This is a genomic window from Nocardia yamanashiensis NBRC 100130 (assembly GCF_001613325.1).
GTDB classification, from domain to species: domain Bacteria; phylum Actinomycetota; class Actinomycetes; order Mycobacteriales; family Mycobacteriaceae; genus Nocardia; species Nocardia yamanashiensis.
Genome location: NZ_BDCD01000031.1, coordinates 1 through 15,652, shown reverse-complemented (window position 1 = coordinate 15,652; position 15,652 = coordinate 1). Strand labels below are relative to the sequence as shown.

14 protein-coding genes and 1 pseudogene are annotated in these 15,652 nt (G+C 66.8%); 7 read left to right on the top strand and 8 right to left on the bottom strand.

The window, feature by feature from the left end; genetic code table 11:
- Nucleotides 1–3: 3 nt before the first annotated feature.
- Nucleotides 4–1,200, bottom strand: coding sequence for a glycosyltransferase (locus NY1_RS32230; protein ID WP_067720928.1), 1,197 nt, complete (start codon nt 1,198–1,200; stop codon nt 4–6).
- A gap of 176 nt (nt 1,201–1,376) precedes the next feature.
- On the opposite strand from NY1_RS32230, the gene NY1_RS32225 reads away from it, so the two are divergent.
- Nucleotides 1,377–1,790: a VOC family protein gene (locus NY1_RS32225; RefSeq protein ID WP_067720927.1), complete on the top strand. Its 414-nt coding sequence runs from the start codon at nt 1,377–1,379 to the stop codon at nt 1,788–1,790.
- Nucleotides 1,791–1,920: 130 nt separating this feature from the next.
- Here NY1_RS32225 and NY1_RS32220 read toward each other — a convergent pair whose 3' ends face one another.
- From NY1_RS32220 to NY1_RS32210, 3 genes are all read right to left on the bottom strand, one after another.
- Nucleotides 1,921–2,916 (bottom strand): sigma-70 family RNA polymerase sigma factor, encoded by a 996-nt coding sequence (locus NY1_RS32220; RefSeq protein WP_067721013.1) that lies wholly within the window; start codon nt 2,914–2,916, stop codon nt 1,921–1,923.
- Nucleotides 2,917–3,055: 139 nt separating this feature from the next.
- On the bottom strand, nt 3,056–4,705 hold the full coding sequence (locus NY1_RS32215; protein WP_067720926.1) for an acyl-CoA synthetase: 1,650 nt from the start codon (nt 4,703–4,705) through the stop codon (nt 3,056–3,058).
- A 203-nt stretch (nt 4,706–4,908) separates the two neighbouring features.
- On the bottom strand, nt 4,909–5,946 hold the full coding sequence (locus NY1_RS32210; RefSeq protein WP_067720925.1) for an LLM class F420-dependent oxidoreductase: 1,038 nt from the start codon (nt 5,944–5,946) through the stop codon (nt 4,909–4,911).
- 169 nt (nt 5,947–6,115) lie between these two features.
- Between NY1_RS32210 and NY1_RS32205 the strand changes: the two genes are divergently transcribed.
- The 4 genes from NY1_RS32205 to NY1_RS32190 are packed head-to-tail and all read left to right on the top strand — an operon-like array spanning nt 6,116 to nt 9,713.
- Nucleotides 6,116–7,036, top strand: a complete 921-nt coding sequence (locus NY1_RS32205) for a Zn-ribbon domain-containing OB-fold protein (protein WP_174567245.1) — start codon at nt 6,116–6,118, stop codon at nt 7,034–7,036.
- Nucleotides 7,037–7,048: 12 nt separating this feature from the next.
- A complete protein-coding gene (locus NY1_RS32200) occupies nt 7,049–8,143 on the top strand; it encodes a thiolase family protein (protein WP_084535753.1) in 1,095 nt (364 codons plus the stop codon).
- On the top strand, nt 8,140–9,306 hold the full coding sequence (locus tag NY1_RS32195) for a thiolase family protein (protein WP_067720923.1): 1,167 nt from the start codon (nt 8,140–8,142) through the stop codon (nt 9,304–9,306). Before NY1_RS32200 ends, NY1_RS32195 begins: the two co-directional genes overlap by 4 nt.
- A complete protein-coding gene (locus tag NY1_RS32190; RefSeq protein WP_067720922.1) occupies nt 9,303–9,713 on the top strand; it encodes a nuclear transport factor 2 family protein in 411 nt (136 codons plus the stop codon). The genes NY1_RS32195 and NY1_RS32190 overlap by 4 nt, the downstream gene beginning before the upstream one ends.
- Nucleotides 9,714–9,822: 109 nt before the next feature.
- Here the strand turns inward: NY1_RS32190 and NY1_RS32185 are convergent, their stop codons facing one another.
- Nucleotides 9,823–11,082, bottom strand: a complete 1,260-nt coding sequence (locus NY1_RS32185; protein WP_439956055.1) for a cytochrome P450 — start codon at nt 11,080–11,082, stop codon at nt 9,823–9,825.
- Nucleotides 11,083–11,229: 147 nt separating this feature from the next.
- Between NY1_RS32185 and NY1_RS32180 the strand changes: the two genes are divergently transcribed.
- Both NY1_RS32180 and NY1_RS32175 read left to right on the top strand, forming a co-directional pair.
- On the top strand, nt 11,230–12,396 hold the full coding sequence (locus NY1_RS32180; RefSeq protein WP_067720921.1) for a steroid 3-ketoacyl-CoA thiolase: 1,167 nt from the start codon (nt 11,230–11,232) through the stop codon (nt 12,394–12,396).
- Between the two features lie 359 nt (nt 12,397–12,755).
- Nucleotides 12,756–13,172: a helix-turn-helix domain-containing protein gene (locus NY1_RS32175; protein WP_011207048.1), complete on the top strand. Its 417-nt coding sequence runs from the start codon at nt 12,756–12,758 to the stop codon at nt 13,170–13,172.
- 593 nt (nt 13,173–13,765) lie between these two features.
- Here NY1_RS32175 and NY1_RS32170 read toward each other — a convergent pair.
- The 3 genes and pseudogenes from NY1_RS32170 to NY1_RS32160 all read right to left on the bottom strand — a co-directional run.
- Nucleotides 13,766–14,818 (bottom strand): hypothetical protein, encoded by a 1,053-nt coding sequence (locus NY1_RS32170; RefSeq protein WP_067720920.1) that lies wholly within the window; start codon nt 14,816–14,818, stop codon nt 13,766–13,768.
- Between the two features lie 73 nt (nt 14,819–14,891).
- On the bottom strand, nt 14,892–15,410 hold the full coding sequence (locus NY1_RS32165; RefSeq protein WP_067720919.1) for an ImmA/IrrE family metallo-endopeptidase: 519 nt from the start codon (nt 15,408–15,410) through the stop codon (nt 14,892–14,894).
- Nucleotides 15,411–15,420: 10 nt separating this feature from the next.
- Nucleotides 15,421–15,652: pseudogene (locus tag NY1_RS32160) on the bottom strand (cell surface protein); the annotation flags it as partial.

The window sequence follows — 15,652 nt, the reverse complement described above, 5'->3', positions numbered from 1 at the left end:
CGCTCAGGAGTCGATCTCGCGTGCGGACAGCGCGCGATCATGGACCGGGTCGGGGTGATCGGGGGCGGGTTCGAGTTCCCGCAGCAGGCGGTCGCCGAGCACGTCGCGGCGAATCTCGTGACCGAGGGCCGCGGCGGCGCGGTAGTGGGTGCGACTGCGCAGCACCCGGCGCACGGCGCGGGCGATGCGTTCCGGGGATGCGGTGCGGGGCAGGGTGATTCCGGCCTTGCGGGCGTGCACCCGGGCGGCATTGTCGGCGTGATCGCGGCCGTGCGGGAGGATGACGACCGGCAGATCGGCGGCGAAGGCCTTCATCAGGGTGCCGTGGCCGCCGTGGGTGACGACCAGGCTGGCGTGGCGCATGATGCGCTGATGGGGAGCGGCCGCGAGGACGGTGACGTTCGGGGCGGCGTGCAGCTCGGCGGGGTCGACGGCGGGGCCGGTGGTCACCACGCCCTGCACGGGTAGCAGGGCGAGCGCGTCGATTATCCGCTGCAGGCAATCGGTTTGCCGCTGGTCGGTGGTGGACAGCGCGACCAGCACGAGCGGTTTGCCGCCGTCCGGCACCGTCCATTCCGTTTCCCGGGTCCAGTGCGGATCGTCGAGCACCGGCCCGGCCCAGCGCACCCCGTCCGGCTGCTCCCCCGGGAAATCGAAGGCGGCGCTGGACAATACGAGCTGCTTGTGCGCGAGTTGCGCCTGATCCTGGTAGTGCGCCAGCCTTTCCAGCCCGAACCCGGCCCGTAGCGCATTGAGCTGGGGTAGCAGTTCCTGATCCCAGCGGCGCTGCACCATGGTCCCCACCACCCGGTCGCGTAGCCGGGCCAGCGGTCCGGCGGCCGGTCCGAACCCGGAGCCCGGCGGCGGCGCGCCCTCCAGCGGTAGCGGATAGATGCCGGGCATGAGCACCACGAACGGCACCCCGCAGGCCTGCGCGGCGACCATGGCGCCGAAGGCGAAGAACGAGGTCAGCACGAAATCCGGTCGGTCGGAATCGATTTCGTCGGCGGTATCGCGGGCGTAGCCGATCCCGGCCCGGGGTCGCAGCCGGGCGCCGGTCGCGGCCACCTCGGCGGTCATGGATTCCTCGGCGAGCACGGTCACCCGATGGCCGCGTTCCACCAGCCGGCGGACCACCCCGAGTTCCGGCGGCACGGTGCCGCCGCTTCCGGTGAGGGCGACCAGGTAGCTGTACTTCATCGGGCACCTCCTGTCCGCCCACTCTGTCACGCCGGACCCGCCGCCGACTTCCCGATCACCAAATGAGGTGTCACCGGTCCCCGGCAGGCCCACCGATGAGTTTTCCCGGGCCGCCCCGTCCCCTCTAGGACAGCAATGCAGACGCGATGGGTTCGCGAATGGAAGGACGAGGCGCGATGGCCAGCAAAATGATCTTCATCAATCTCCCGGTCTCCGATCTGGAGCGCTCCAAGACCTTCTACGAGTCGCTGGGCTGGCAGGTGAACCAGGACTTCACCGACGGCAATGCCGCCTGCATCGTGGTGGACGACAATATCTGCCTCATGCTGCTGACCAAGGACTTCTTCACCACCTTCGGCTCCCGCCCGATCGGCGACACCACCGGCACCACCAACGGCTTCTACGCGCTGGCCCTGGGCAGCGCGAACGAGGTGGACGAACTGGCCGGCGCGGCGGTCCGGGCCGGCGGTTCGGAGGAGGTGAACGCCGAGAAGCGAATCCAGGAGGAACAGGTCGGCATGCACGGCCGCACCTTCCTCGACCCCGACGGCCACCAGTGGGAGCCCTTCTACATGGCCTATCCCGCCTGACCACCGCATCGCACCGCCCCGCGCCGGAAACTCGAACGGCCCGCGGGGTTTTCACCCGCGGGCCGTTCAGGCACGTCGACGCGCTGCGCCGGTACCACCCCGGCGCATCCACCTTGCGCGGCGACCTGGTCTAGTCGCGCAGCTCCGGCGCGAGGCCGAAGAGCGGGAACAGCTTCTCCGTGTCGAGGAAGAAGTTGAGACCGGAGATCCGGTCGCCGTCCAGCTCGAGCACGGTGATGGACCACGGGATGTACACGCCCGGCTCGTCCGCGCTGGGCTTGTAGTGGGCGAAGGCCGCCATCCCGTTGGCGCCGACAGGAACCATACGCGAATCCCGGCAGGCCGAACCCGTTCCCAGCATGAACGCGGCAACATTCTCCGGACCGGAGATCCAGAGGGCGAAGGGCGGCATGGACAGCGCCACATCGGCTTTCAGCAGTTCGGTGAGGGTGCCCATGTCGTAGGCCTCGAAGGCCTTGACGAAGCCGTCGACGAGTTTGCGCTGCTCGGCGTTGGTTTCGTCGTAGGTGTCCGAAACCGTGGACACCTCCTGGACTTTGGACATGGTGGCGCGGGCGCGCTGCAGGGCGCTGTTCACCGAGGCCGGGGAAACACTCAGCATCTCGGCGGTTTCGCTGGCCGAGAAGCGCAGCACCTCGCGCATGATGAGGATGGCGCGCTGGCTGGCGGGCAGATGCTGCACGGCGGCCACGAAGGCCAGCCGGAGCGTGTCCTTGGCGCTGGCGGCATCGGCCGGGTCGGCGCCGTAGGCCAGGGCGTTCGGAATCGGCTCCACCCAAACGTAATCCGGTTCCGGGGCCGGGAGCTGCGAGTCGGGCGTGGAGGGACCGTTCAGGTCCATGGGTCTGGCTCTGCGCTGCGGACCGTCCAGCATGTCCAGACAGACATTGGTGGCGATCTTGTACAGCCAGGACCGGATGCTGGACCGGCCCTCGAAGGAGTCGTAGGACTTCCAGGCCCGGGTGAAGGTCTCCTGCACCGCGTCCTCGGCCTCGAAGGAGGAGCCGAGCATGCGGTAGGCGTAAGCGCACAGCTCACGCCGGTGTCCCTCGAAGGACCGCAGTACCTCGTCGGTAATGGTGGCGGAGCCGGTCTTGTCGCTCATGCCGAACACTCTTCCACACCCCACCGACAAGAATCAGTACTCCGAAAAGCCTTGTGCCCGCCTGTTTCGCAACAGGCGGGCACAAGATTCACACGAGCCCCGTGCGTTCGCGCGTACCTACCCGCGCGAGCGTCCGGACCTACTTGGTGGTCGGCGCTTGCGCGTGGTTGTCGGCCTCCCGCGCCTCGGTCTGCGCCAGCGCCCACTTGTAGTCGGGCTTGCCGGCGGGCGAGCGCTTGATCTCGTCCACGTACCACAGGCTGCGGGGCAGCTTGTAGGACGAGATCTCCTGAACCAGGGTGGGGCGCAGGTCTTCCAGGGTCGGCCGGGCGCCGTCGCGGCAGTGCACGACCGCCACCACGCGCTGCCCCCAGCGCTCGTCCGGCACGCCGACGACCAGCGCGTCGAAGACCTCGGGATGCGCCTTGAGCGCGCCCTCGACCTCTTCGGGGTAGATCTTCTCGCCGCCGGAGTTGATGGACACCGAACCGCGGCCCAGCATGGTCACGGTGCCGTCCTCCTCCACGCGGGCGTAGTCGCCCGGGATGGAGTAGCGAACGCCGTTGAAGGTCTTGAAGGTTTCGGCGGTCTTGACCGGGTCGTTGTAGTAACCGACCGGGATATTGCCGGTGCGGGCCAGCATGCCGACCTTGCCGGAACCGGCCTCGACCTCGACGCCGTTCTCGTCGATCACCTTGGTGGAGCCGTCGATCTTCACCCGCGGGCCGCCGGTGTGAGTGGTGCCCTTGGACGCCACCGACAGGCCGCCGAAACCGGTCTCCGAGGAGCCGATGGAGTCGGTGATGAGCGCGTTCGGGAAGCGCTCGATGAACTCGTCCTTGAGCGCGGGCGAGAACAGCGCGGCGCTGGAGGCCAGCACCCACAGCGACGAATGCTGGTACGGCGCTCCGGTTTCCGGGTTGCCGTCGTGCAGCGCGTCCAGCATCGGACGGGCCATGGCATCACCGGTAATAAAGATCATGTTCACGCCGTGGCGCTCGATGGCCTGCCACACGCCGTGCCCGGAGAACTCCGGCAGCATGACCGCCTTGCCGCCGTCGAACAGCGAGTGCAGGGTCGCGGTGAACGAGCCGCCGTGGATCAGCGGCGGGATCGGGTAGCGCACCATCGGCGTATTACCGCTGGCACCGCCCTTGGCCTGCTCCCACTCGTCCTCGATGAAGACGCCGGTGTAGAAGTTGATGCCGCCGCCGAGCACGCGCCACCAGTCCTCCTGCCGCCACATGACGCCCTTGGGCAGGCCGGTGGTGCCGCCGGTGTAGATCATCATGATGTCGTCGGAGGAGCGCTCCTCGAAGTCGCGCTCGCCGTGGGTGGAGGCGATGGCGTCCTCGTAGCGGACCGCGGCCGGCGGCAGGTCCAGTTCGGTGCCGTCCTCGACCGTGATCACGGTCTTGATGGCCGCCACGTTCGGCAGCACATTGGCGACCTTGTCGCTGTAGCGGCGCTCGTGAATCAGAGCCACCATGTCCGAGTTGGTGAAGATGTACTGCAACTCGTTCTCGACGTACCGGTAGTTGACGTTGATCATTACCGCGCGCGCCTTGAAGATGGCCACCATGGCCTCGACGGCCTCGATGGTGTTGCGCGAGTACACGCCGACCTTGTCGCCCGGCTTCACACCCTGTTCTTGCAGGTAGTGCGCAAGACGGTTGGCCCGGTCCTCCAGTTCGGCGTAGGTCACCGAACGAGTGTCATCGGCCAGCGCGACACGTTCGGGCATGAGGTCGATGGTGTGCTCGACAAGATCCGCAATGTTGTAGCTCACAGGATCAAAATAGAACGTGTTCTTGTGTGTGACAAGCCACAAATTCTTCTTGGTCGATCGACCGGATGTGTCCCCCGCCACAGATTACGGCGACTTACGCGAAATTGGAACAGCCGCGAAAGAACGCGCCCCGCCAACCGGGACGCGCCCTTCCCACACCAGCCGCACAGGCGTATCGCGCGGGCGGAATTTTAGAACAAGTTCTACGACTCGATCAGCGGCCGGAACTGTTCGAACTGCGCCACGTTCCGGACGCCCACCAGCAGCTCGGTCACGCCCGCCTTCTCCCAGACTTTCAGCTGCTCACGCACGTGCGCCTCATCGCCGATGATGGTGGTGTCGAGGATCAGCTCGTCCGGCACGGCGGCCGCCGCGGCTTCCTTCTGACCGGCCCGGAACTTGGCCGTGATCTCGTCGACCGCATCGCCGTAGCCCATGCGCCGGTAGACCTGGGCGTGGAAATTCAATTCCTCCGCGCCCATACCGCCGATGTACAGGGCGCTGAACGGGCGCAGCCGATCCAGCTCCGCCTTGGGGTCGTCGGTCAGGATGACCTGCGCGGTCGCCGCGATCTCGAAGTCCTCGCGGGTGCGCCGCGCGCCCGGCTTCGCGAAGCCCTCGTCGAGCCATTCGTTGTACATGTCGGCCAGGCGCGGGGTGTAGTAGATCGCCAGCCAGCCGTCGGCGATCTCGGCGGTCAGCGCCACATTCTTCGGGCCTTCCGCGCCCAGCCAGATGGGCAGATCGGCGCGCAGCGGATGGGTGATCGGCTTGAGCGGCTTGCCCAGCCCGGTCGCGCCGGAACCGTTGTAGGGCAGCGGGAAATGCGGTCCGGCGCTGGTCACCTTGCCCTCGCGGGCCAGCACCTGGCGCACGATCGAGACGTATTCGCGGGTGCGGGCCAGCGGCTTGGCGAACGGCTGCCCGTACCAGCCCTCCACCACCTGCGGACCGGAGACGCCGAGCCCGAGAATGTGCCGCCCGCCGCTGAGATGGTCGAGGGTCAGCGCGGCCATGGCGGTGCCGGTGGGCGTGCGCGCCGACATCTGCACCACCGAGGTGCCGAGCCGCACCCGCGAGGTGTCCGAGCCGTACCAGGCCAGCGGGGTGAAGGCGTCCGAGCCCCACGATTCGGCGGTGAACACGGCGTCGAAGCCGACCTCTTCGGCGGCCAGTACCAGTTCGCGGGTATCGGCGGGCGGTTGCGCACCCCAATATCCGAGTTGCAAACCGAAACGCATGCGGTGTCCTTCCGTCCGTCGAGCGGGGGCCGGGCGCCCACTCCCCCACCTCGGGAGTTGCGGGTTCCAGGCACTCGCGCAGTGGTGACTCTTGCCACCATCTTTAGAACCTGTTCTACTCGATCGCGTGACTCTGGGGAATACCGAAGTACTGTCCGCGCCGCTGCGGATGCAGTTCGATTACACCCGTTCCACCGGCCCGACGATCGGTCGCTTCCTCACCGGGCTGCGCTCCGGTCGGGTAATCGGCGTCAAGGGCTCGGATGGGCGGGTGATCGTGCCGCCGGCCGAATTCGATCCGAAAACCGCGGAACCGCTGACGGAATTCGTCGACGTCTCCGACGTCGGCACCGTGCAGTCCTGGTCCTGGGTGGCCGAACCGCTGCCGAACCAGCCGTTCGACCGGCCTTTCGCCTACGCGCTGATCAAGCTCGACGGCGCGGACACCGCGCTGCTGCACGCCGTGGACGTGGCCTCGCCGGCCGATATCGCCACCGGCCTGCGGGTGCGGGCGCGCTGGGCGGGCGAGCGCACCGGCGACATCCACGACATCGTCGCGTTCGAGCCGGGCGAGACCTCGGCCGCGCCCGCGCCGTCCGACGCGGGCGAGCCGGTGACCGGCATCATCACCCCGGTCGACCTGTCGTTCAAGCACACCGCCGCGCCGCAGGAAGGCGAATTCCTCAAGGCCATCATGGAGGGCCGCCTGCTGGGCGCGCGCGCCCGGATGGACGGCAAGGTGTACTTCCCGCCGCGCGGCGCCGATCCGCGCGACGGCTCGCCGACCGACGACTACGTCGAGGTGTCCGACAAGGGCATCGTGACCACCTTCTGCATCGTGAACGTGCCGTTCATGGGTCAGCGCCTCAAGCCCCCGTACGTGGCCGCGTACATCCTGCTCGACGGCGCGGACATCCCGTTCCTGCACCTGGTGCTGGGTCTGGACGCCAGCGAGGTGCGCATGGGCATGCGGGTCGAGGCCGTGTGGAAGCCGCGCGAGGAATGGGGTCTGTCGATGGCCAACATCGACCACTTCAAGCCCACCGGCGAGCCCGACGCCGACTACGACTCGTTCGCGCACCACCTGTAGAGAGGCGCTGAAATGACTGACACTGCATCGCGAAGCGATTCCGCCGGGGGCGGCGGCCGGGGCTCGGGCGGGCGCAACAACAACTCGAGCGATATCGCGGTGGTGGGCTTCGCCCACGCGCCGCACGTGCCGGAGACCTTCGGCACCACCAATGGCGTGGAGATGCTCGCGCCCTGCTTCCACGAGCTGTACGACAAGCTCGGCATCGGCGTGGCCGACATCGACTTCTGGTGCTCGGGATCGTCGGATTACCTTGCCGGACGCGCTTTCTCGTTCATCTCGGCGATCGACTCGATCGGCGCGGTGCCGCCGATCAACGAGTCGCACGTCGAGATGGACGCGGCCTGGGCGCTGTACGAGGCGTGGGTGAAACTCCGCTCCGGACAAGCGGAGACGGCGCTGGTCTACGGCTTCGGCAAGGCGTCGGCCGGCACCCTGCGCCAGGTCCTGACCCTGCAGACCGACCCGTACCTGGTCGCGCCGCTGGGACCGGACTCGGTGTCGATGGCCGGGCTGCAGGCCCGCGCGGGCCTGGACGCGGGCAAGTGGACCGAGGCCGATATGGCCGCGGTCGCGGCACGCGGCAATGGCATCGATGTCGAAAAGCTCCTGGCCGCGGACTATGTCGCGAACCCGTTCCGGGCGCACGACATCGCCCCCATCACCGACGGCGCGGCCGCGATCGTGCTGGCCGTGGGAGACAAGGCCCGCGAGCTCGTCGAGCGTCCGGCCTGGCTGACCGGGATGGCGCACTACATCGACACCCCGATCCTGGGCGCTCGCGACCTGACGATCTCGGACTCGACCTCGCGCGCCACCAAGGCCGTATTGAACGGCGCGGCAGCCGATTTCGATGTCGCCGAGCTGCACGCGCAGTTCTCGCACGAGGAGCTCATCCTCAAGGACGCCATCGGGCTGAACGGGAACACCCGGATCAACCCGTCCGGCGGTCCGCTGGCCGGCAATCCGATGTTCGCCGCCGGGCTGGAGCGCATCGGCTTCGCCGCTCGTGAAATCTTCAATGGCAATGCGAATCGCGCACTGGCCCACGCCAGTTCCGGTCCCGCGCTGCAGCAGAACCTGGTCGCCACGCTGGAGGCACGATGACATTCCCCGCCGCGGTGCTCGGCACCGGACAGACCCATCACGTGACCAAGCGGTCGGACGTGTCCATGGCGGGCATGTGCCGCGAGGCCATCGACCGCGCGCTGGCCGACTCCGGCCTGACCATGGCCGATATCGACGCCGTGGTGATCGGCAAGGCCCCCGACTTCTTCGAGGGCTCCATGATGCCGGAGCTCTTCCTCGCCGACGCCCTGGGCGCCACCGGGAAGCCGCTGCTGCGCGTGCACACCGCCGGTTCGGTGGGCGGCTCCACCGCCGTCGTCGCCGCCAATCAGGTGCAGGCGGGCGTGCACGGCAAGGTGCTCGCCATCGCGTGGGAGAAGCAGTCGGAATCCAATGCCATGTGGGCGCTGTCGAATCCGGTTCCGTTCACCATGCCGGTCGGCGCGGGCGCGGGCGGCTATTTCGCCCCGCACGTGCGGGCCTACATCCGCCGCGCGAACGCCCCGCTGCACATCGGCGCCATGGTGGCGGTGAAGGATCGCAAGAACGGCGCGCGCAATCCGTACGCGCACCTGAAGCAGCCCGATATCACCATGGAATCGGTGATGTCGTCCCAGATGCTGTGGGACCCCATTCGTTTCGACGAGACCTGCCCGTCCTCGGACGGCGCCTGCGCCATCGTGATCGGCGACGAGGCCTCGGCCAAAGCCGTTGAGGCACAGGGCAAGAAGGTGGCCTGGGTGCACGGCACCGCCATGCGCACCGAACCGCTCGCGTACGCGGGCCGCGATCAGGTGAATCCGCAGGCCGGGCAGGCCGCCGCGAAGGCGCTGTGGAAGCAGGCCGGGATCACCAATCCGCTCGAGGAGATCGACGCGGCCGAGATCTACGTGCCGTTCTCCTGGTTCGAGCCGATGTGGCTGGAGAACCTGGGCTTCATGCCCGAGGGCGAGGGCTGGAAGCTGACCGATGCGGGCGAAACCGCCATCGGCGGAAAGCTTCCCGTGAATCCGTCGGGCGGCGTGCTGTCCTCCAACCCGATCGGCGCGTCCGGCATGATCCGGTTCGCCGAGGCCGCCAAGCAGGTCATGGGCCGCGCGGGCGACTACCAGGTAGAGAACGCCAAGAAGGCCTACGGTCACGCGTACGGCGGTGGCTCGCAGTACTTCTCGATGTGGGTCGTCGGAAGCGAGCAGCCGTGAGCGCGGAACATCCGGCCCGGGTAGCGGGGTACGCCTCGCAGGCCGCGGTGCGCGCCAAGGACAAGACCGCGTGGGTGGCGCTGTTCGCCGCCGACGGCATCGTGGAGGATCCGGTCGGGCCGTCCTTCTTCGATCCCGAGGGCAAGGGGCACCGCGGCGCGGAGGCCATCGCGGCCTTCTGGGACAAGGCGATCGCTCAGACGGAGAGCATCGAGTTTCTTTTCGAGGATTCCTTCGCCTGCGGTGGTGAGGTGGCCTTCACCGGTCGCATTCGCACCACCATGGGCGGCCATATCGTCGATGCGGAAGGCGTGTTCACTTACAAGGTGGACGAGGACGGGAAAATCCTTGCCCTGCGCGCCTTCTGGGAAACCGACCGGGCAATGAAGACCTTGAAGCCTGCCTGATTTTCCGGACCCGCCGAATATTCGGACATACGTCCAGAATCGTCACGTGGCGGGAAAAACGAAGCGGGTGAACGGTATACCGTTCACCCGCTTCATTCGTATTCTACGGTCAGTGCTGGACCGGGCAGCCGCCCTTGTAGTCCACCTGCAATTCCTTGACGCCGTTCAGCCAGCCCGAGCGCAGTCGCTTGGGATCGCCGAGCTTGGTGATGTCCGGCATGAAGTCGGCGATGGCATTGAAGATGATCTCGATCTCCAGCCGCGCCAGGTTCGCGCCGACGCAGTAGTGCGCACCGGTGCCACCGAAAGACAAGTGCGGGTTGGGATTCCGCGTGATGTCGAAGGTGTAGGGATTCTCGAAGACGTCCTCGTCGAAGTTGGCCGAACGGTAGGCCAGCAGCACCCGCTGCCCCTTCTTGATCTCGACGCCGTTCAGCTCGGTGTCCTCGAGCGCGGTGCGCTGGAAGCTGCTCACCGGCGTGGCCCAGCGAATGATCTCGTCGGCCGCGGTCTTGGGCCGCTCCCGCTTGTAGAGCTCCCACTGCTCGGGGTTCTCCATGAACGCGATCATGCCGTGCGTGGTGGCATTGCGCGTGGTCTCGTTGCCGGCCACCGCCAGCACCATGACGAAGAACCCGAATTCCTCGGGGGACAACGCTTCTCCGTCGATATCGGCCTGGACCAGCGTGGTCACGATGTCCTCGGCCGGGCAGGCGCGCCGGGACTCGGCCATCTGATAGGCGTAGCCCAGGATCTCCATGGACGCGGTCATCGGATCGACGTCGGAATCCGGATCGTCGTAGCTGGTCATCTCGTTGGACCATTTGAACAGCTTCATCCGATCCTCTTGCGGCACACCGATCAATTCGGCGATGGCCTGCAAGGGGAGCTCGCTGGCGACCTGTTCCACGAAGTCGCCGGTGCCGCCGTCGGCGGCCGCCTTGACGATCTTCTCGGCGCGCGCGGTGAGTTCGGCGCGCAGGCCGTTGATCACGCGCGGGGTGAAGCCCTTGGAGATCAGCTTGCGCAGCTTGGTGTGCTCCGGGGCATCCTTGTTCAGCAGCACGAAGCGCTGCATCTCGATCTGCTCGCGGGTGATGTCGTCGTTGAAACGCGGGATGGCCGTGTTCTCGAAGGTCGAGAAGACGTCGTCGCGCCGGGAGACTTCCTTCACATCCGCGTGCTTGCTGACCACCCAGAAGCCGTCGTCCGCGAAGCCGCCGACTTCCGGAGACTTGGGGTTCCACCAGATCGGGGCGGCCTTGCGGAGCTCGGCGAACTCCTCGGCGGGCACGCGCTGCGCCCAGATATCCGGGTCCGTGACGTCGAAACCATCCGGCACGTTGGGCCGGGCGTGGGTATCCACCACCAGCAGTCTCCTTTGACCAACTGAAACACGTTCTACCGTTATTGAAGCACAGGGGGTACAACAAGAGAAGGGACTAGGTACGAAGGCCGCAACAGGCCTACGTTACCGCTAGAGAACTTGTTGCAGTTCAGCTCCGGAAGGAAAGAAATGGGTACACCCGTAATCGTCGAGGCCGCGCGCACTCCGATCGGCAAGCGCAACGGCTGGCTGGCCGGCCTGCACGCCGCCGAGCTGCTCGGGGCGGCCCAGAAGGGCGTGCTCGAGCGCGCCGAACTCGACCCGATCCTGGTCGAGCAGGTCGTCGGCGGCTGCGTCATGCAGGTGGGCGAGCAGAGCAACAATGTCACCCGCACCGCGTGGCTGCACGCGGGCCTGCCGTGGCAGTCCGGCGCGGTCACCATCGACAATCAGTGCGGTTCGGCGCAGCAGGCCGCGGGCCTGGTCGCGGGCCTGATCTCCACGGGCGCAATCGAAGTCGGCCTGGCGTGCGGCATCGAGTCGATGAGCCACGTGCCGCTGGGCGCGAACGTCGGCACCCACGCCGGCCCCCGCCGCCCCGCCTCCTGGGACATCGACATGCCCAACCAGTTCGAGGCCGCGGAGCGAATTGCCAAGCGGCGCGGCATCACTCGCGATGACGTCGAGGAATTGGGCGAGCGCTCGCAGCGGCTGGCGGCGCAGGCGTGGGCCGAGGGGCGCTTCGATCGCGAGGTGCTGACCATCGCGAACGCGCCGCAGGTCGACAAGGAGGGCAACCTCACCGGCGAGTTCGCCGACATCAGCAAGGACCAGGGCCTGCGCGCCACCACCCGCGAGGCGCTGGCCAAGCTGAAGCCGGTGCTGGAGGGCGGAATTCACACCGCGGGCACCTCCTCGCAGATCTCCGACGGCGCGGCCGCGGTGCTGCTGATGGACGAAAAGGCCGCGCAGCGACAGGGTTTGAAGCCGCGCGCCCGGATCGTGTCCCAGTGCCTGGTCGGCGGCGAGCCGGAATATCATCTGGACGGCCCGGTGCAGGCCTGCCAGCGGCTGCTCGAGCGCAGCGGGATGAGCATGTCGGACATCGACTTGTTCGAGATCAACGAAGCTTTCGCGTCCGTGGTGCTGTCCTGGGCCTCGGTGCACAAGCCGGACTTCGATCGGGTGAACGTGAACGGCGGCGCCATCGCGCTCGGCCACCCGGTCGGCAGCACCGGATCCCGGCTCATCACAACGGCTTTGCACGAACTGGAACGTTCCGACAAGTCCACGGCGATGATCCTGATGTGCTGCGGTGGCGCCCTGGCGACCGGCACCATCATCGAGAGGATCTAGTCCACAATCGAATTCGGCCAAGGTTGAACGTTCATCCTGAGGTACCGCGAAACGTGGCGTACGCCACACAATCCCAGGTACAGACAAGAAGATGAGACGTCAGCTATCTTATGGCTACCCGGGGCCCGTCCGGGAAGACCCTCGCGACGGGCCAGAACCGGGGCTCTTAAGCGCTCGGCAAGAACCATGGGGGTGGCCCGCAAACGCCCAAGCCAACGCAGGTTCGCCGGATCACCGTCTAGAAGCTTCAAGGAAATCGCGAATCAGGCGTAGGTTTTCAGTTACTGAGCCGCTAATATCAATGATACGTATCCGAGATAACGACTGTTAGTACAGCGAAGGGAATTGGGCGGCTCACAATGGCTGATTTCGCGGCGCGGCTGAACAAGCTGTTCGAAACCGTGCATCCCCCGGGGCGTAAGCCGCACACGAACGCAGAGGTGGCGGCCGCCTTGACGGCATCCGGCCATCCGATCTCGAAACCGTATCTGTCGCAGTTGCGGTCGGGACAGCGCACGAATCCGTCCGATGAGACGGTGGCGGCGCTGGCGAAGTTCTTCAAGGTCAAACCGGACTACTTCTTCAACGACATCTACGCGGCGAAGATCGATCATGATCTCGAGCTGCTGTCCCAGCTGCAGGGCTATGGACTTCGTCGGCTGTCGAGTAGAGCGTTCGACCTCTCCGAAGAATCTCAGAATCTGCTTACCTCCATGGCGGAGAAGTTGCGGGCAAGTGAAGGCTTGCCCGAAATTCCTCCGGACGGCACGGAATAGGCCCTGTCACAGCGCAACACAGTGCGGCTAGCTCGGAGGCCGCACTGTGTTGGTTTGTAACAGGGAATGCTCCAGGTCGTACCACGGGCGATGACACGGGGGCGCTGGTTGCAGGCCAGCGCCGCTGTTTCGGAAGATCTAGTACGCCTCGCCGGACCATTCGGTTCGAGTGAAGAGTGTTGCACCGGTCTCAGGGCGCTGAGGCCATGTGGCGTAGACCCCTGCGCTGGTGCAATATGCACAAACCTGGCATAAGGGCGCTTGCGTTCCGCAAAGCATTCAAACCAGTCTTTTTGTGCACTATGTCGTTTTGTGCGTTGTGAGCGTTTCGCCCCCATTGCACCAACTGCGACAAGCAAAGTCCCTGGCGTGCACCTCGAGTGTGCCGAGACGAAAGATCGGATACGTTGTCTCGGCACGAATGCTCGCGAACGGGTCATCAGTACGGCGACCGATTCGATGACAGATTCGATGACGGATCCAACCGATACGAATTGACCCATGGAATGTCGCAATAGGGACTGCAGGCGTGAATGTGCCGCGGCGGTCGTCCGCCGCGGCACATTCTTGTATTGAGTCGAACCGTGTCCGAATTATCGCGCTGAAGAACTACTCGCCGCCGGCGTACTGCTCGCGGCCTTCGCATCGAAGGCCCGGGCAATGGCTTGGACCCAGCCGCGCGGGCCCACGCCCGGCGGCGGCGAGATCCAGCGCGGGTCGATCACCACGTCCCCGAACGGATTTCGCGCCCATTCGGCAACCCGCTCGGCGCGCGGAACCACCGCGTCCGGCGGTTTGGTGGCATCGGTGAGCTCGATGCCGACCGAGGCCAGATCCACGCCGCCGCCGGATTGCAGGTAGAGCGCGTCCATGATCTGGGCGATCTGGTCGGAAGCCTTGAGCTGGGTGCCGGTTCCGGTCTGATCCTTGGCCACCACCTCGGGGAAGCGGGCGATCAGGACTCGGTGCAGGGTGCGAATCTGCCGCAGCAGCAGGCGCGCTCGCACCCAGAGTTCGATCACGATCCAGACCGCGCCGATGGCGATGAGCAGGCTCGCGAGCGACCACACCGGCCAGAACCAATCGCCCTTGCCCGGTTCGGCCATGGGTTCGTGCTGGAAGGCCCGGCGGATGGAGAGTGCCGAAAGTAGACCGACCAGAAGGGTTCCCGTGCTGTAGATGGCGATACCGCGGCCCAGCGTGGTCCAGTCCAGATTGCGGACACCGGTGACCACGATGAACACGCACTCCAGCAGCACCATCGACCAGCCGAAGGTGACCGACCAGAACAGGGTGAGCAGCATGGCGAGTGCGCCGCCGGCGTAGATGACCCACGCGATCTGCCGCAGGTTGCGGCGCGAGACCACCGGCCACGCGGCGGCCGCCACCACCGAGGTCGCGGTGCCGAAGAGGATCCAGGACGCGACGGTCAGCCGGTCCGACAACCACATGCCGCGCAGGCCGCCGGGCATCAGATGATCAACCGCGACACCGATTTCCGGCACGGCCAGCGTCGCCGCGGCCGCCACCGCCGCCACCGCGAACAGGATCGCGACCCGGGCGGTGGTCGCCGGTTTCACCAGCACCCGCCCGACTCTCGCACCCGCGGCCATCCAGACCAGCAAAGCCGTCAACCAGAAGGTCATGCGGCGTCCTTTCGCGGATGATCGAGGGGCACTCCGTGGTTACGCAAGCTGCCTCCTCCGTGCCCTGACCCGTTCATCCGAGCGCCTCATCGAATCGAAGGACCGAGACGCCCGCGCCCCGGTTGTTGAACACCCGCAGGCGGGTCATGAGCATGCTGGCGAAAGTCTCCGCCTCCCATTCCGCCTGCTCGTCCTCGCCGAGATCCACCGCCGTCTGATGCGCGCGCTGACTGAGCATGTAGGCGATGAGATCGTCGCTGGCCTCCAGCACCACCTCGGCCGCCGCCTCGCCCGGATGGTCGAAGACGATGTGGCCCAGCTCGTGGGCCAGGGTGTGGTCGCGGGACGGCAGCGCCGACGCCAGCACGATCACGTCCTTCTCCGGATAGCTGCGGCGCTGACCGCAGACGCCGGGACCCAGTTGGGCACTGGCGATTTCGATCGGCCGCCGGCGTTCGGCGGAAATGGCGAGCACCACTTCGTCCAGGGTGGTGGCGTCGAAGTCGGCGGCCACCGCGCACACCGCGTCCACCGCCGCGGCCACCCGGCGATAGGACCCGATGCTATGGCTCTGCGCCCGGCTCTCGGTCATCGTGGTCCCCTCACACCCTCGGTCCGAAGAACGCGGCCCGGGCGGCATCGATCCGGCCCTGCGCCGCCGACGCGCTCTGGAAGCTCACCGCGCCCGAACCCGCGCCCGCCAGGGTGAGTGCGATCAGGCCGCCGATCACCGACAGCGTCTTGATGGGCGGCAGCGGGGAATTGGCCGAGGTGGGTCGCACCTGCGGATTCGGTTGCGCCTGTGCGGGAGCCGGGGCGGGCGACGGCGGTGGG

Bases quoted from the DNA above. Each gene is read 5' to 3' on its own strand.
- NY1_RS32225 (WP_067720927.1), top strand. From the start codon at position 1,377: ATGGCCAGCAAAATGATCTTCATCAATCTCCCGGTCTCCGATCTGGAG.
- NY1_RS32195 (WP_067720923.1), top strand. From the start codon at position 8,140: ATGACATTCCCCGCCGCGGTGCTCGGCACCGGACAGACCCATCACGTG.
- NY1_RS32165 (WP_067720919.1), bottom strand. From the start codon at position 15,410: ATGACCGAGAGCCGGGCGCAGAGCCATAGCATCGGGTCCTATCGCCGG.
- NY1_RS32180 (WP_067720921.1), top strand. From the start codon at position 11,230: ATGGGTACACCCGTAATCGTCGAGGCCGCGCGCACTCCGATCGGCAAG.
- NY1_RS32175 (WP_011207048.1), top strand. From the start codon at position 12,756: ATGGCTGATTTCGCGGCGCGGCTGAACAAGCTGTTCGAAACCGTGCAT.
- NY1_RS32230 (WP_067720928.1), bottom strand. From the start codon at position 1,200: ATGAAGTACAGCTACCTGGTCGCCCTCACCGGAAGCGGCGGCACCGTG.
- NY1_RS32205 (WP_174567245.1), top strand. From the start codon at position 6,116: ATGCAGTTCGATTACACCCGTTCCACCGGCCCGACGATCGGTCGCTTC.
- NY1_RS32210 (WP_067720925.1), bottom strand. From the start codon at position 5,946: ATGCGTTTCGGTTTGCAACTCGGATATTGGGGTGCGCAACCGCCCGCC.
- NY1_RS32170 (WP_067720920.1), bottom strand. From the start codon at position 14,818: ATGACCTTCTGGTTGACGGCTTTGCTGGTCTGGATGGCCGCGGGTGCG.
- NY1_RS32220 (WP_067721013.1), bottom strand. From the start codon at position 2,916: ATGAGCGACAAGACCGGCTCCGCCACCATTACCGACGAGGTACTGCGG.
- NY1_RS32200 (WP_084535753.1), top strand. From the start codon at position 7,049: ATGACTGACACTGCATCGCGAAGCGATTCCGCCGGGGGCGGCGGCCGG.